We start from the raw sequence: 14,330 nt of genomic DNA on the forward strand, positions 1-14,330 counted from the left end.
GGGATCCGGTTCAGCGGCTGCCGTCGAGCACCACCCGGGCGACCAGCGCCGGGTCGTCGTTCATCGGGACGTGGCCGCAGCCGGGCAGCCGGACCAGCCGCGCCTGCGGGATGACACCCTTGGCGCGCACGCCCTGGCGGGGGATCAGGAGCCGGTCGCGGTTGCCCCAGGCCACGGTGACCGGTGTGCCCACGATGTCGTCCGTGAACTGCACGGTCCGGCCGGAGCGGAGGGTCTCGGAGAAGCCCTGGGCCCGGGCCAGCGCGAGCGTCTCGGCGATCACGGCCTCGGGGGAACGGCGGCCGGGGCGGGCGTAGATGGTGCTCGTCAGCAGGGTGCGGCCGATCGCCGGGCGGGCCAGCCGCTCGACCACGGGCAGCGGCATCCGCTGGGCGATCTGCCGCATCGTCATCAGCACCGCGAAGGCGTAGCGGCGCTCGGCCGCGTTCCAGAACCCGGCGGGGGACAGGGCGGTGACGGACCGGACGAGGCGTGCCCGGGCCAGGTCCAGGGCCAGCAGGCCGCCCAGCGAGTTGCCCGCCACGTGCGGCCGTTCGACCTCCAGCGCCGCCAACAGGGCCGCGAGAACGGCGTTCATCGTCGGCAGGTCGTGCGCCATGCCGTCGGGGAGCGCCGGCGACTCGCCGCAGCCGGGCAGGTCCACGGCGATGACGTCCCGCTCGGCCGTCAACGCGGGGAGCACCGGGTCCCACACCTGCCGGTGGTGGCCGATGCCGTGCAGCAACAGCAGCGGTTCGCCGCTGCCCTCGCGCGTGTACGACAGGGTCACGTGCTGGTCGCCGCGCGGGGTGGCGACGTCGAAGGAGACGGTGGCGGACATGGGGTGCTCCTCGGCTGTGCTGGCTGACGGACGCTGTAGACAGCTTGTCAGCAATTACTACCGACGGGTAGCCCTCAAGGTGTCGCCGCGTTCCCACCGTGCCACCGCCTTCCCCCTCCCGCCGGACCGCTCAACGGGCCCGGCGCACCTCCAGGTTGAACTCCGCGTGTCCGAACTTCTGGAGCAGGCCCACCCACAGGGGCAGCCACATCTCCACCGCCCGGGCGGCCCGGATGCCGCCGAGGTCGAGCACCCGGTCCGCCGGCCAGCCGAACTCCCCGAGCAGCGCCGTCACCTGCTCCTTGGCGCCCGGGTCGTCCCCGCAGACGAAGACGTGGTGCCCGCCGGGCACCCGCGCCGGTTCCACCATCACCCGGCAGTTGACCGTGTTGAGCGTCTTCACCACGCGCGCGTGCGGGAAGGCCCGCTGGATCTGCTCGCCCACGCTGTCCGACTCGACGGGGGAGAGCCGCAGCTCGCCCTCCTCGAACGCCAACGGGTTGGAGACGTCCACCAGCACCTTCCCGCCGAGGTTCCCCGCCCCCGCCGCCTCCAGCGCGGCGAGCGCCACCCGCCCGCCCACCGCGTTCACCACGACCTCCCCGAACGCCGCCGCGTCCGCGAACGTCCCCGCGTGCGCCCCCGCACCCGCCCCGGCGGCCCACTCCACCGCGGCCGGGTTGTCCCTCGTCCGCGAGCCGAGCGTCACCTCGTGCCCCAGCTGAACCAGCCGGCCGCCCAGCGTGCGTCCGACCTCCCCCGTCCCCAGCACCGCGTACCGCATCGCCACCTCCGGGAGCCGCGTCGCCGATCACCGGCGTCCTGTCGGCCATTGTGTCCGGAGCGGGGCGATCCCGCCTGGACAGCACTCCGCCGGTGGGCTGGGATGGAGCCGTGACCACCGAGACCGCGACCGACGTCTTCGAAACGCACCGACCCGTCCTGCTGGGCGTCGCCTACCGCATGCTGGGACGCGTGGCCGACGCGGAGGACGTGGTCCAGGAGGCCTGGCTGCGCTGGTCCGGCGCCGCCCGCGACGACGTCCGCGAACCCCGCGGCTACCTCGTGCGGATCACCACCCGCCTCGCCATCGACCGACTGCGCCAGATCAAGGCCCGCGGCGAGACGTACGTCGGCCCCTGGCTGCCCGAGCCGTACGTCACCGACTTCGGCGACACCGTGCCGGACACCGCCGAGCGGGCCGTGCTCGCCGACTCGGTCTCCCTCGCCGTCCTCGTCGTGCTGGAGTCGCTGTCACCGCTGGAACGGGCCGTGTTCGTGCTGCGCGAGGCCTTCGGCTTCCCGTACGGCGACATCGCCGCCATGCTCGACCGCGGTGAACCGGCGGTGCGCCAGCTGGCCGGCCGGGCCCGCAAGCACGTCGAGGAGCGGCGGCCGCGCTACGAGGTCGACCCCGCCCAGCGCCGCGACCTCACCGAGCGGTTCCTCGCCGCCGCGGCCGACGGCGACCTGGAGGGCCTGATGGCCCTGCTCGCCCCGGACGTCCGGCTCGTCGGCGACAGCGGCGGCAAGGCGCGGGCCCCGCTGCGGATCCTGCAGACGGCCGACAAGGTGGGCCGCTTCCTCGTCGGCGCCGCCCGGAAGGGCCTCCCGGACCTGTCCGTCCGCTTCCTGGAACTCAACGGCGGCCCCGGCGTACTGGTCCTGTCCGGCGACAAGCCCGACGCCGTCTTCCAGCTCGACGTCGCCGACGGCCGCGTCCAGGCGGTCTACGTCATCCGCAACCCCGACAAACTGCGGTCGCTGACCGCCCTCTAGACACCGCGGAGCAGTGCGGCCGAGAAGCCGTACACATGTCCCGTGAACGTTCCCGGCCATTGGTCTTGACCAAGGATCAGGGCCGCCCTATGGTCGCAGAGAAGTGCAACAACCTTTAATAAACAAGGGCGCTAAATAGCCGCCGACCACGGCGATTGCGGAGGACAGGGTGGGGACCACGCAGCTGGAATCGGTGCCGGAACCGAAGTACTGGCATCTCAAGACCGTGCTCAGTCAAGCGCTCGACTCGGAGTTCTCCGTGGGCGAGATCCTGCCCAACGAGCGCGACCTCGCGGCCCGCTTCGGCGTCGCCCGCGCCACACTCCGCCAGGCCCTGGAACAGCTCGAACTGGAAGGCCGGCTGCAACGCCGCCGCGGTGTCGGCACGACCGTCGCGCCGCCCCGCATGGGCGTCTCCCTCGGCACCGGCCCGCACACCTGGCCGGGCGGCCCCGAGGACGCCTGGCAGCCCGTCGACTGCGCGGCGGCGGTGCCGCCCGCGGCCGTCGCCGACGCGCTGGGGACCGGCGGTGACGAGCCCGTGCACATCGTGCGCCGCTCCCGCGTCTCGCACGGCCGGCCGGTGGCCGCCGAGCTGCTGTACGTCCCGCAGTCCTCGGTGCCGGAGCTCTCCGCCATCGACGCGCCGTCCGGAGCGGCCCGCGCGCGTGCGGTGCTCCGTGAACTGCAGCGCGTCGAGCTGGAGCGGCAGGAGAACGCGGTGGAGCTCGGCTCCGCCGGGGCCGATGACGCGAAGGAACTGGACCGGCTTCCGGGGGCGCCTGTGCTGGTGGTGACGACGCGGTTCGTCGCCGGGGGGCGTACGGCCGCGTTGTCGGTCGCCACGTATCGCGCTGACACGTGCCGGTTGACCTTCGGGGACGCGGGGGGTGTGGAGATCCACGACGGGCCGCAGCGGAGGGCGTCCTGACCTTGGCGCCGTAGGGGTCCGCTCCGTTCGGGACTGCGGGTGCGTCGTGGTCGGTCGCGCAGTTCCCCGCGCCCCTAAGGGGTCGGTGTCCTGCCCTCCACAGTGAACAGCTGTTCCTCCACGTGGTCCAGGGCCAGGCGCAGGGCGCCCGTCGCCACGGCCGCGTCACCGAGGCGGGAGAGCGTCACCTGCGGGGGCCGCAGGCAGTAGCGGGCGAGTTCCCGGCGGAGCGGGTCCAGGACGCCGTCCAGGCCCGCGGCCCAGCCGCCGATGACGACCAGCTCCGGGTCGAGCGCCAGGGCGAGGGCCGCCACGTCGTGGACCAGGCGCTGGATGAACCGGTCCACGGCGGCGCGGGCCCGCTGGTCGCCCTCGCGGGCCTGGGCGAAGACCTCGGCGACCGCCTGCTCGTCGAGGGGGTGCAGGGGCTCGTCCGTGGTGGACAGGAGCGCCTCGGGCGTCACCTCCCGGCCCAGCAGGTGCAGCGCCCCGATCTCGCCGGCCGCTCCGCCGTAGCCCCGGTGCAGCCGCCCCCCGATCAGCGCACCGGCGCCCGGGCTGAGCCCCGCCAGCACGAACACGACGTCGTCCGACTCGCCGGCCGCGCCCTTCCAGTGCTCGGCGACGGCCGCCGCGTTGGCGTCGTTCTCGACCAGCACCGGGCACTTGAAGGACCGGCTCAGCCGCTCGCCCAGCCGCAGCCCGGTCCACCCGGGCAGCGCCGTGCCCAGCCGGACCGTGCCGTCCGCCTCGACGATCCCGGGCGTCGCCACGCCCACGGCCCGCAGCGAGCCGCGTGCGACCCCCGCCCGCCGCAGCAGCTCGGCCACGGCCCCCCGCACCCGCTCCAGCCGCTCGTCGGCCTCCGCCGTCTCCGCCACCTCCTTGGCCTGGGAACCGATCACCCGGCCGTCCAGGTCGGCCAGCAACGCCGCCACCCGGTGCGCGCCGATCTCCACGCCCAGCAGATGCCCGGCCTCCGCCCGGAACCGGAACCGCCGCGCGGGGCGCCCCTGCCGCCGGGCCGCCCCCTCCTCGGCCGCCTTCTCGACGACGAGCCCCGCCTCGATGAGCCCGTCGACGACGCCCTCGACGGTCGGCCGGGACAACCCCGTCACCCGGGTGATCTCGGTCAGCGTCGCGCAGTCCGTGGCACGCAGCGCGTGCAGCACCACCGCGGAGTTGATCCTGCGCAGCAGCGAGGGATCCCCGCCGGTCAGCCGCCCCACCGTCCGTCCTCCCAGGTCGTGCGCGTGTTGGCCGGATCGTACTTCGGCGCGGCGCACCACGGCGAGGGGCGGGGCGGCGCACCACGGCGAGGGGCAGGACCGGCCCCGCCGATCAGCCCGGGGCCACGAACCCCGACTCGTACGCGGCGATCACCGCCTGGGTGCGGTCCCGTGCCCCCAGCTTCGCCAGCACGGAGCTGACGTGCGATTTCACGGTCTCCGTCCCGACGACCAGCCGGGCCGCGATCTCCGCGTTCGACAACCCGCGGGCCATCAGCCGCAGCACCTCCGCCTCGCGCTCGGTCAGCTGGGCCTGCTCCATCGCGGCCCGCGCCGCGCGGTTCCCGCCGCCCTCTCCGTACTCGGCGGCGAGCTGCCGCACCGAGGCCGGGAACAGCAGCGACTCGCCCTCGGCGATCAGCCGCACCGCGTGCACGATCTCGGCCGGCCGGGCCCGCTTCAGCAGAAACCCGTCGGCACCCGCGCGCAGCGCCTCGTACACGTACTCGTCGTTCTCGAAGGTCGTCACCACCAGGATCCGCGGCGGTTCGTCGACCGTGCGCAGCAGTGCCCGGGTGGCCTCGATGCCGTCGAGCAGCGGCATCCGGACGTCCATGGCGACCACGTCGGGCCGCAGCCGCCGCACCAGCGGGATCACCGCCGCCCCGTCCGCGGCCTCCCCGACGACCTCGATGTCGGGCTGCGCCTCCAGCACGGCCCGCAGACCCGCGCGCACGAGGGGTTCGTCGTCGACGAGGAGAACGGTGACCGGCATCGGCCCAGCGTAGATCAACTCAGCGGCAGCTCGACATGCACCTGCCAGTCACCCTCGTCGGGGCCGGTCCGGGCCCGCCCGCCCAGCAGGGCCGCGCGCTCGCGTATCCCGCGCAGGCCGCTGCCGCGTCCCGGGCCCGGTATCGCGGCCGGGAGCGGATTGCGTATCGCGAGGACGAGGGTGCCGTCGCCGGCGTGGACGCGCACGCGCACCGGGACCGCGCCCGCGTGCCGCAGCACATTGGTCAGCGCTTCCTGGAGGATCCGGTAGCCCTCCCGGGACACCGGCCCGGGCACGGAGTCCACCGGGCCGGTCACCTCGGCGTCGACCTTCGCCCCGGAGGCGCGCGCGGAGTCCAGCAGCCGGTCGGCGTCGGCGAGAGTCGGCCTGCCGCTCACTGACTTCCCGGACTCGCGCAGCACGCCGAGCACCCGCTCCAGGTCCTCCAGGGCGGTCCGCCCGGTCTCCTCGATGGCGCTCAGCGCCCGGTCCGTGAAGGCCGGGTCGCCCGCCGCCCGCGCAGCCCCCGCCTGCACGACGGCGACCGTGAGCGCGTGACCGATGGAGTCGTGGAGCTCGCGGGCGATCCGCGTGCGTTCCAGGAGCTGTTCGGTGCGTTCCTCCAGCGCGGCGAGCCGCTCGGCGTGCGAGGGGCCCAGCAGCCGCGCGGCGAGCCGGGTGATGAGGTGGCCCGAGCCGACCACGACGGCGGCCACCAGCACCAGGGGCAGGGGCGCGAGCAGCATGTGCCACCAGTGCTGGCCCCCCACGGGAATCCAGGAGCCGCCGACGCGCTCACCACCGACCGCCGTCGACACCAAGTCCATCGTGAAGAGCGGGAGTTGGAAGGTGAGGTGGGACACCAGCGCGCCGAGCAGCAGCCGCAGCTCCAGCCACACCATCGTCCGACCGCGATCGGCCCACGTCGTGGCCGGGGCGACCATGATCTCCATGTCCTCGCGGCCGTCCCGATGGCCGGTCAGCAGCAACCGGGCCTGGAACCCCTCCACGACCCGCGTGGCCGGGATCAGGCCCGCGAGCCCGAGCAACACGACCGCGGTGCCGACCGTCCACCACGCCTCGTCGATGAACAGCCACAGAGACGGCCACACCACCGCCATCGCGAGGTGCAGCCACCGTGTGTACGTCACCGCCCGGCCGAACGGGCGCAGCATGCGGACCATTGCGCCATCGTGCCAGCCACCACCGACAACGAGCCTCCCCCGCACGGGGGAGGTGATCTCCACCGCCGGGGGAGGCCCGGACCCCGCACCGACGGCCACGCTGCTGCCATGACCAGCATCGACATCCAGGACCTCACCAAGGAGTTCGGCGGCCGGCGAGCTGTGGACCACCTCACCGTCCGCGTGCTGCCCGGCCGCGTCACCGGCTTCCTCGGCCCCAACGGCGCCGGGAAGTCCACCACCATGCGGCTGGTGCTCGGCCTCGACCGCCCGACGGCGGGCCGCGCCACGCTCGGCGGCCGCCCCTACGCCGCTCTGCGCGAACCCCTGCGCCACGTGGGCGCCCTGCTCGACGCGCAGGCCGCGCACGGCTCCCGCACCGCCCGCGACCACCTCCGGGTGCTGGCCGCGAGCAACCGCATCCCGGACCGGCGGGTCGACGAGGTACTGGAAGAGACCGGCCTGGCGTCGGTGGCCCGCCGCCGCGTGCGGACGTACTCCCTGGGCATGCGCCAGCGGCTCGGCATCGCCGCCGCCCTGCTGGGCGACCCCGAGGTCGTCATGCTGGACGAGCCGTCCAACGGCCTCGACCCCGAAGGCATCGTGTGGATCCGGCAGGTGCTGCGCCGGCTCGCGGCAGAGGGCCGCACGGTCCTGGTCTCCAGCCACCTCATGAACGAGACCGCGTCCTTCGCCGACCACCTCGTGGTGCTGGGCCGGGGCCGGCTGCTGGCCGACACCCCGATGCGGGACTTCATCCACGCGCGCGTGCGACCCCTCGTCCGGGTCCGCACGACCGACCCCGTCGCCCTCAAGAGCGCCCTCGCCCGGCACGGTCACGACGCCGTGGAACACGAGGACGGCCACTGGACCGTGCACCACGCGCGCGTGGACGACATCGGCCGCATCGCCTCCGCCGCAGGTGTGCCGGTCCTGGAACTCGCCGCCGAGGAGGCCACGTTGGAGCAGGCCTACTTCGACCTCACCGGTGCCGAGACCGAGTTCGCCGCCCAGCCCCAGGAGGCCTGACCATGGAATACACGCCCGTACTCCGCTCCGAGTGGCTCAAGATCCGCACGCTCCGCTCGTTGCCGGGCGCGCTGCTGGCGCTGTTCGCCGCGACCACGGCGTTCTCCGCGATCGCCGGTGTCTCCGAGACGTCGGACCCGGACTTCGACCCGCTGTTCACGGCCCTGTCCGGCGTCATACCGGGACAGATCGCGGCCGTCGCCTTCGGCGCCATGGCGGTGTCGTCGGAGTTCCACCCGGGTGCGCTCCGGCTCACGCTGGCCGCGGTCCCGCGGCGCGGCCGGTGGTTCGCGGCCAAGGCGGCGGTCATCGCCGTACCGGCCCTGGCGGTGGGCACGTTGACGGCGCTCGCCGCACTTCTCGTGGCGGGGGCGGGGCTCGGCACGGCGGCCGACGGGCTCAGCGCCGGTGAGCAGGTGCGCGGTGTCGTGGGCTGCGGTGTCTACCTCATGCTGATGGCCCTGTTCGCCGCCGGGCTCGCCGCCCTGCTGCGCAGCGGCGTGGCCACGCTGTCGCTCATGGTCCCGTTCATCCTCGTCGTGTCGTTCGTGATCGGTGACGCGACGGGCACCGTCGCCGACTTCCTTCCCGACAAGGCGGGACAGCTCGTCCTCCACGAGACGTACGAGGGAACCCTCGGGCCGTGGTCGGGGCTCGCGGTGACCGCGCTCTGGACGGCCGCCGCCCTCCTGCTGGGAGCGTGGCGCCTGCGCCGCCGGGACGCCTGACCGGGACCCGGCTGATGCCCCGCCAAGTGTCAGTGGCGACGGGTTTACTGGACCCATGAACATCGCACAGCACATCGCTCTCATCGACGAGCTGTGCTACCGCCCCTTTCCGGCGGAGCACGGCCCGTCGGACGTCGGCGCCTCGGGGCCCGGCCACCACGTCGCGGTATTAGCGGCCGCGGCCGACAGCGACCCGGCGCGGTGGGCGGTGGTGGTCGACCAGTACGAGAAGGACCGGGACGCCGTCTACGAGGTGCTCGCCTCACGCTGGGGCGACACCCCGCCCTACAACCTGCAGACCGTCCTCCTGCGCACCGAGCGCGAGGAGATACCCGGGCCGTGGGCCGAGTTGAGCGAGCGCGCGAACGTCGCCCACCTGTGGGAGGTGGAGGGCACGGGCCGCTGGGTCGCCGTGGCGGTCACCGACCGGGACGCGTCACAGGACCTCCAGCTGCTCGCCCTGGTGACGGAGATCGCCCCGCCGTGAGGGACCGGCGGCGTCGACAACCGCTCGCCGTGCCCGATCAGCCCTCGGCGGCCTCCCGCAGCCGCGCGAACTCCTCGGCCATCGTCTCGGCCGTCCAGTGCGCGTTCAGCCCGCTCGGGTTGGGCAGCACCCACACACGCGTGTCGCCGATCGTCCGTGCCTGCGGCCCGACCTGGGCCTTCCGGTCGTCGAACGCGGCCCGGTACGCCGTCACCCCCACCACGGCCAGCCAGCGCGGCCGCAGCCGCCCCACCTTCAGCGCGAGCAGCCGCCCGCCCTCCCGGTACTCCTCCGCGGTCAGTTCGTCGGCCCGAGCGGTCGCCCGCGCCACGACGTTGGTGATGCCGAGCCCGTACGACAGCAGCTCCCGCTGCTCGGACGGCTTCAGCAGCCGCGGCGTGAACCCGGAACGGTGCAGCACCGGCCAGAAGCGGTTGCCCGGCCGGGCGAAGTGATGGCCCGTGGCGGCGGTCATCAGCCCGGGGTTTATCCCGCAGAACAGCACCCGCAGACCGTCCGCGACCACGTCGGGCACGACGCGGCCACGGGCGGCCTCCAGTTCCTCGGGGGTGAAACGGGGCATCGGGTGCGGCGCGTCAGAGGATCGCGCCGGGCGTGTAGCCCGCGGCCTGGGGGTGCTGCTTGACGATCTCCTCGACCCGGGCGACGACGGCGGCCACCTGGTCGCCCGCGGCACCCGTGAAGGACAGCTTGTCGGCCATCAGCGCGTCCAGCTCGGCGCGGTCCAGCGGGATGCGCGCGTCGGCGGCCAGCTTGTCGAGCAGTTCGTTGCGCTCGGCGCCCTGCTCACGCATGGCGAGCGCGGAGGCGACGGCGTTCTCCTTGATCGCCTCGTGGGCGAGCTCCCGGCCGACACCCGCGCGCACGGCGCCCATGAGGACCTTGGTGGTGGCGAGGAACGGCAGGTACCGGTCCAGCTCCCGGGCGACGACCGCCGGGAACGCGCCGAACTCGTCGAGCACCGTCAGGAACGTCTCCAGCAGGCCGTCCAGCGCGAAGAACGCGTCCGGCAGCGCGACCCGGCGCACCACCGAGCAGGACACGTCGCCCTCGTTCCACTGGTCGCCCGCCAGCTCGCCGGTCATCGAGGCGTAGCCGCGCAGGATGACCATCAGGCCGTTGACGCGCTCGCAGGAGCGGGTGTTCATCTTGTGCGGCATGGCGGAGGAGCCGACCTGGCCGGGCTTGAAGCCCTCCGTGACCAGCTCGTGCCCGGCCATCAGCCGGATCGTCTTCGCCAGCGACGACGGCGCCGCCGCCAGCTGCACCAGCGCGGTGACGACCTCGTAGTCCAGCGAGCGCGGGTAGACTTGGCCGACCGAGGTGAACGCCTGCGAGAAGCCCAGGTGCGCGGCGATCCGCTGCTCCAGGTCCGCGAGCTTCGCGGCGTCCCCGCCCAGCAGGTCCAGCATGTCCTGGGCCGTGCCGACCGGGCCCTTGATGCCGCGCAGCGGGTAGCGGCCCAGCAGCTCCTCGACGCGGCCGTACGCCACGAGCAGCTCGTCGGCGGCGGTCGCGAAACGCTTGCCGAGGGTGGTGGCCTGTGCTGCCACGTTGTGCGAGCGGCCGGCCATGACCAGCTCGCCGTACTCGCCGGCCAGCTTGCCCAGGCGCGCCAGGACCGCCACCGTGCGGTCGCGCATCAGCTCCAGCGACAGCCGGATCTGCAGCTGCTCGACGTTCTCGGTGAGGTCGCGGGACGTCATGCCCTTGTGCACGTGCTCGTGCCCGGCGAGGTCGTTGAACTCCTCGATCCGCGCCTTCACGTCGTGCCGCGTGACCTTCTCGCGCTCGGCGATGGAGGCCAGGTCGACGGTGTCGAGGACACGCTCGTAGTCGGCGAGCGCCGCGTCCGGCACCTCGATCCCGAGGTCCTTCTGCGCCCGCAGCACGGCGAGCCAGAGCTGCCGCTCCAGCCTCACCTTCTGCTCGGGCGACCAGAGCGTGGCGAGCTCGGCGGAGGCGTAGCGTCCGGCGAGGACGTTCGGGATGCGGGGCTTGGCGGGAGCGGAAGTCACGTGGACGGATTCTACTGGCGATTCGTGCAGGCCAGCGCAACGGGTGGGTTCGTCGGAACCTACGAGAGCGTCCCGAGGGCGACCACCTGCGGCTACGCCAGGTCCTCGTACGGCAGCAGCTCCGGCCGCTTCGGCGGCAGCCCGTCTCCCGAGGAGCGGCCCGTCAGACGGCGGCCGATCCACGGCAGCAGGTGCTGCCGGGCGAACCGCACGTCCGCCGCGCGCCGCATGACCCAGCCCGGCGGCAGCGTCGCCGGCATCGGCGTGCTCCACTCGGGGTCCTCGGGCTCGTGGCCGAGCCCCTGCCACACGGCCTCGGCGACCCGGCGGTGGCCCTCGGCCGTCAGGTGCAGCCGGTCCACGTCCCACAGCCGCGGGTCGGCGAGCGAGGGGGCCCCGTACAGGTCGACGACGATCGCGCCGTGCCGCGCGGCCAGCTCGTCGACGCAGGCGAACAGCTCCTCCATGCGCGGCCGGAACCGCTCCAGCACCGGACCCCGGCGGCCCGGGCTGCGCATCAGCACGAGCTGCTTGCAGGAGGGGGCCAGCTTCTCCACGGCCTCCTCCAGGAGCCCGCGCACCCGGCCCATGTCGCACTTGGGGCGCAGGGTGTCGTTGAGCCCGCCGACCAGGGTGACGACGTCGGCCTGCATGGCCGCCGCCACGTCCACCTGCTCGTCGACGATCTGCCGGATCAGCTTGCCGCGCACCGCGAGGTTGGCGTACCGGAAGCCGGGCGTGCGGGCCGCCATCCGCGCGGCGAGCAGGTCGGCCCAGCCCCGGTAGGTGCCGTCGGGCAGCAGGTCCGACATGCCCTCGGTGAAGGAGTCGCCGACCGCGACCAGGCTGCTGTAGGTGGGGTTCGTGTCCATGGCGGCGGAAATGATATCCCGTGCACATACCCAGCAGTCGGTCACCCGCTCGCGAGGCGAGCACCGACAGCCGGTCCCTCAGGCCCGCTGACCGAACAGCTCCCGCAGCACGTCCTCCATCGTCACCAGCCCGGCCAGCCGCCCGTCCGCCCCGAGGACCGCCGCGAGGTGCGTACGGCTGCCCCGCATCGCCGTGAGGACATCGTCCAGCGGGGTGCCCTCCCGCACGCGTGCGATGGGCCGCATGTCCCGCAGCCGGAACGGCACCTCGCGCCCGGCGGCGTCCAGGGCGTCCTTCACGTGCAGATAGCCGACGATCCGCCGCCCCTCGTCCACCACCGGGAACCGTGAGAACCCGGACTCCGCCGACAGCCGCTCCAGCTGGTCCGGAGTGACGCCCACGCGCGCGTACACCACGCGCTCCAGCGGCAGCACCACGTCGCGCACCGGGCGGCGGCCCAGTTCCAGCGCGTCGTGCAGCCGCTCCTGGGCGCGGTCGTCGATGAGCCCGGCCTCGCTGGAGTCCCTCACGATCTGCGCTATCTCGGCGTCCGAGTAGGAGGCGGCCACCTCCTCCCGCGCTTCGACGCGCAGCAGCTTCAGCAGGGTGTTGGCGAAGGCGTTCACCGTGAAGATCACCGGGCGCAGCGCCCGGGACAGCGCCACCAGGGGCGGGCCGAGCGTCAGCGCGCTGCGCACCGGCTCGGCGAGCGCGATGTTCTTCGGCACCATCTCGCCGAGCAGCATGTGCAGATACGTCGCCAGGGCCAGCGCGATCACGAAGGACACCGCGTGCCCCGCACCCTCGGGCACGCCCACCGCGTGGAACACCGGCTCCAGCAGGTGCGCGATCGCCGGCTCGGCGACCACGCCCAGCACCAGCGTGCACAGCGTGATGCCGAGCTGGGCGGCCGCCATCAGCGCGGACACGTGCTCCAGGCCCCACAGCACGCTCTTCGCACGTCGGTCGCCCTGGTCGGCGTACGGCTCGATCTGGCTGCGGCGCACCGAGATCAGCGCGAACTCGGCGCCGACGAAGAAGGCGTTGACGACCAGCGTCGCCAGACCGATCAGCAGCTGTACGGCGGTCACAGCTCGACCCCCTTCTCGTCGGGCTTCTCGTCGTCGAGGGGCGCCTGCAGCAGGACGCGGGCCGCCCGGCGGCCGGTGGCGTCCAGGACCTCCAGCCGCCAGCCGGCGACCTCGAGCCGGTCACCGGCGGCCGGTATCCGGCCGAGCACCGTCGCCACCAGCCCGGCCAGCGTCTCGTAGGGTCCTTCGGGCGCGCGCAGCCCGACCCGCTCCAGGTGGTCCACGCGCGCGGAGCCGTCCGCCGAGTACAGGGCGTGGCCGGACTCGTCCGTGCCGGCCGGCGCGAGGTCCGGCAGCTCGTGCGGGTCGTGCTCGTCGCGCACCTCGCCGACGACCTCCTCGACGATGTCCTCCAGAGTGGCCACGCCCGCGGTGCCGCCGTACTCGTCGATCACGACGGCCATCGTGCGCTTGCCGGAGAGCCGGTCCAGAAGGCGGTCGACGGTGAGCGTCTCGGGGACCAGCAGCGGCTCGCGCATCAGCTCCGAGACGAAGATCCGGGTCCGGCGCTCGGCCGGCACCGCCAGCACGTCCTTGACGTGGGCGGTGCCGACGACCGAGTCGAGCGTGCCGCGGTAGACGGGGAACCGGGACAGGCCGGTGGCCCGGGTCGCGTTCGCCACGTCCTCCAGGGTCGCCTGCACCTCCAGGGCGACGACCTGCACCCGCGGCGTCATCACGTTCTCCGCGGTCAGGTCGGCGAGGTTCAGCGTGCGCACGAACAGCTCGGCGGTGTCGGCCGCCAGGGCGCCCTCCTTGGCGGAGTGCCGGGCGAGCGCGGCCAGCTCCTGCGGCCCGCGCGCCGAGGCCAGCTCCTCGGCGGGCTCCACGCCGATCCGGCGCACCACCCGGTTCGCCGTGTTGTTGAGGTGGGTGATGAAGGGCCGGAACGCGGCGCTGAACCAGCGCTGCGCGTTGCCCACGGTCTTGGCGACGGTCAGCGGCGAGGAGATCGCCCAGTTCTTCGGCACCAGCTCGCCGACGACCATCAGGAACACCGTCGACAGCGCCGTGCCCAGCACCAGCGCGAGGCTGTGCGACGCCGAGCGCGAGACGCCGAGATCCTCCAGCGGCCCGGCGATCAGCGCGGCGATCGACGGCTCGGCGAGCATGCCGACCACCAGGTTCGTGACGGTGATGCCGAGCTGCGCCCCGGAGAGCTGGAACGTCAGGTTCCGTACGGCCTTCAGCGCACCCTGCGCGCCCCGCTCGCCGCGCTCCACCGCCCGCTCCAGCTCGGCGCGCTCGACCGTGGTGAGGGAGAACTCCGCCGCGACGAAGGCGCCGCAGGCGAGCGAGAGCAGGATCGCCGCGAGGAGGAGGAGCACTTCGGTCATCGGTTCA

15 protein-coding genes are annotated in these 14,330 nt (G+C 73.7%); 5 read left to right on the forward strand and 10 right to left on the reverse strand.

What is annotated here, in order from left to right:
• Positions 1-10 precede the first annotated feature (10 nt).
• Both ACSUPV_RS34880 and ACSUPV_RS34885 read right to left on the reverse strand, forming a co-directional pair.
• On the reverse strand, positions 11-841 hold the full coding sequence (locus tag ACSUPV_RS34880) for an alpha/beta fold hydrolase (protein ID WP_031115026.1): 831 nt from the start codon (positions 839-841) through the stop codon (positions 11-13).
• Between the two features lie 130 nt (positions 842-971).
• A complete protein-coding gene (locus ACSUPV_RS34885) occupies positions 972-1,625 on the reverse strand; it encodes an NADPH-dependent F420 reductase (protein ID WP_031115025.1) in 654 nt (217 codons plus the stop codon).
• 110 nt (positions 1,626-1,735) lie between these two features.
• On the opposite strand from ACSUPV_RS34885, the gene ACSUPV_RS34890 reads away from it, so the two are divergent.
• Both ACSUPV_RS34890 and ACSUPV_RS34895 read left to right on the forward strand, forming a co-directional pair.
• The gene (locus tag ACSUPV_RS34890; RefSeq protein WP_436949209.1) at positions 1,736-2,620 is read left to right on the forward strand and encodes an RNA polymerase sigma-70 factor; all 885 of its coding nucleotides are present in this window, start codon (positions 1,736-1,738) and stop codon (positions 2,618-2,620) included.
• A gap of 169 nt (positions 2,621-2,789) precedes the next feature.
• Positions 2,790-3,551 carry a GntR family transcriptional regulator gene (locus tag ACSUPV_RS34895; protein WP_031115023.1) on the forward strand — a complete coding sequence of 254 codons (762 nt, stop codon included), beginning with the start codon at positions 2,790-2,792 and terminating at the stop codon, positions 3,549-3,551.
• Positions 3,552-3,625: 74 nt separating this feature from the next.
• Here ACSUPV_RS34895 and ACSUPV_RS34900 read toward each other — a convergent pair whose 3' ends face one another.
• The 3 genes from ACSUPV_RS34900 to ACSUPV_RS34910 form a co-directional block, all read right to left on the reverse strand.
• Entirely contained in the window at positions 3,626-4,780 is a 1,155-nt protein-coding gene (locus ACSUPV_RS34900) for an ROK family transcriptional regulator (RefSeq protein ID WP_436949210.1), read from the reverse strand.
• Between the two features lie 112 nt (positions 4,781-4,892).
• A complete protein-coding gene (locus tag ACSUPV_RS34905) occupies positions 4,893-5,555 on the reverse strand; it encodes a response regulator (protein WP_436949211.1) in 663 nt (220 codons plus the stop codon).
• Between the two features lie 14 nt (positions 5,556-5,569).
• Positions 5,570-6,739: a sensor histidine kinase gene (locus tag ACSUPV_RS34910; RefSeq protein ID WP_436949212.1), complete on the reverse strand. Its 1,170-nt coding sequence runs from the start codon at positions 6,737-6,739 to the stop codon at positions 5,570-5,572.
• A gap of 108 nt (positions 6,740-6,847) precedes the next feature.
• On the opposite strand from ACSUPV_RS34910, the gene ACSUPV_RS34915 reads away from it, so the two are divergent.
• The 3 genes from ACSUPV_RS34915 to ACSUPV_RS34925 are packed head-to-tail and all read left to right on the forward strand — an operon-like array spanning position 6,848 to position 8,983.
• The gene (locus ACSUPV_RS34915) at positions 6,848-7,768 is read left to right on the forward strand and encodes an ABC transporter ATP-binding protein (RefSeq protein WP_436949213.1); all 921 of its coding nucleotides are present in this window, start codon (positions 6,848-6,850) and stop codon (positions 7,766-7,768) included.
• 2 nt (positions 7,769-7,770) lie between these two features.
• Positions 7,771-8,496: an ABC transporter permease gene (locus ACSUPV_RS34920; protein WP_382614260.1), complete on the forward strand. Its 726-nt coding sequence runs from the start codon at positions 7,771-7,773 to the stop codon at positions 8,494-8,496.
• A gap of 55 nt (positions 8,497-8,551) precedes the next feature.
• Complete coding sequence (locus ACSUPV_RS34925; protein ID WP_031115016.1) at positions 8,552-8,983, forward strand: hypothetical protein; 432 nt, start codon at positions 8,552-8,554, stop codon at positions 8,981-8,983.
• A 37-nt stretch (positions 8,984-9,020) separates the two neighbouring features.
• Here ACSUPV_RS34925 and mug read toward each other — a convergent pair whose 3' ends face one another.
• The 5 genes from mug to ACSUPV_RS34950 form a co-directional block, all read right to left on the reverse strand.
• On the reverse strand, positions 9,021-9,566 hold the full coding sequence (gene mug, locus ACSUPV_RS34930; RefSeq protein ID WP_051649078.1) for a G/U mismatch-specific DNA glycosylase: 546 nt from the start codon (positions 9,564-9,566) through the stop codon (positions 9,021-9,023).
• 13 nt (positions 9,567-9,579) lie between these two features.
• Complete coding sequence (gene purB / locus ACSUPV_RS34935; protein WP_037765541.1) at positions 9,580-11,022, reverse strand: adenylosuccinate lyase; 1,443 nt, start codon at positions 11,020-11,022, stop codon at positions 9,580-9,582.
• A 92-nt stretch (positions 11,023-11,114) separates the two neighbouring features.
• Positions 11,115-11,894 (reverse strand): SGNH/GDSL hydrolase family protein, encoded by a 780-nt coding sequence (locus ACSUPV_RS34940; RefSeq protein WP_359793484.1) that lies wholly within the window; start codon positions 11,892-11,894, stop codon positions 11,115-11,117.
• Between the two features lie 78 nt (positions 11,895-11,972).
• Positions 11,973-12,986, reverse strand: a complete 1,014-nt coding sequence (locus ACSUPV_RS34945; protein WP_037765589.1) for a hemolysin family protein — start codon at positions 12,984-12,986, stop codon at positions 11,973-11,975.
• The gene (locus ACSUPV_RS34950) at positions 12,983-14,323 is read right to left on the reverse strand and encodes a hemolysin family protein (protein ID WP_359793487.1); all 1,341 of its coding nucleotides are present in this window, start codon (positions 14,321-14,323) and stop codon (positions 12,983-12,985) included. The genes ACSUPV_RS34945 and ACSUPV_RS34950 overlap by 4 nt, the downstream gene beginning before the upstream one ends.
• Between the last annotated feature and the right edge of the window lie 7 nt (positions 14,324-14,330).

Origin of the sequence: Streptomyces sp. SudanB52_2052 (assembly GCF_964272415.1) — a bacterium.
Classification (GTDB): domain Bacteria; phylum Actinomycetota; class Actinomycetes; order Streptomycetales; family Streptomycetaceae; genus Streptomyces; species Streptomyces olindensis.

Coding starts and splice junctions, on each gene's coding strand:
- ACSUPV_RS34950 (WP_359793487.1), bottom strand. CDS start 14,323: ATGACCGAAGTGCTCCTCCTCCTCGCGGCGATCCTGCTCTCGCTCGCC.
- ACSUPV_RS34910 (WP_436949212.1), bottom strand. CDS start 6,739: ATGGTCCGCATGCTGCGCCCGTTCGGCCGGGCGGTGACGTACACACGG.
- ACSUPV_RS34880 (WP_031115026.1), bottom strand. CDS start 841: ATGTCCGCCACCGTCTCCTTCGACGTCGCCACCCCGCGCGGCGACCAG.
- mug (WP_051649078.1), bottom strand. CDS start 9,566: ATGCCCCGTTTCACCCCCGAGGAACTGGAGGCCGCCCGTGGCCGCGTC.
- ACSUPV_RS34925 (WP_031115016.1), top strand. CDS start 8,552: ATGAACATCGCACAGCACATCGCTCTCATCGACGAGCTGTGCTACCGC.
- ACSUPV_RS34940 (WP_359793484.1), bottom strand. CDS start 11,894: ATGGACACGAACCCCACCTACAGCAGCCTGGTCGCGGTCGGCGACTCC.
- ACSUPV_RS34885 (WP_031115025.1), bottom strand. CDS start 1,625: ATGCGGTACGCGGTGCTGGGGACGGGGGAGGTCGGACGCACGCTGGGC.
- ACSUPV_RS34905 (WP_436949211.1), bottom strand. CDS start 5,555: ATGCCGGTCACCGTTCTCCTCGTCGACGACGAACCCCTCGTGCGCGCG.
- ACSUPV_RS34920 (WP_382614260.1), top strand. CDS start 7,771: ATGGAATACACGCCCGTACTCCGCTCCGAGTGGCTCAAGATCCGCACG.
- ACSUPV_RS34915 (WP_436949213.1), top strand. CDS start 6,848: ATGACCAGCATCGACATCCAGGACCTCACCAAGGAGTTCGGCGGCCGG.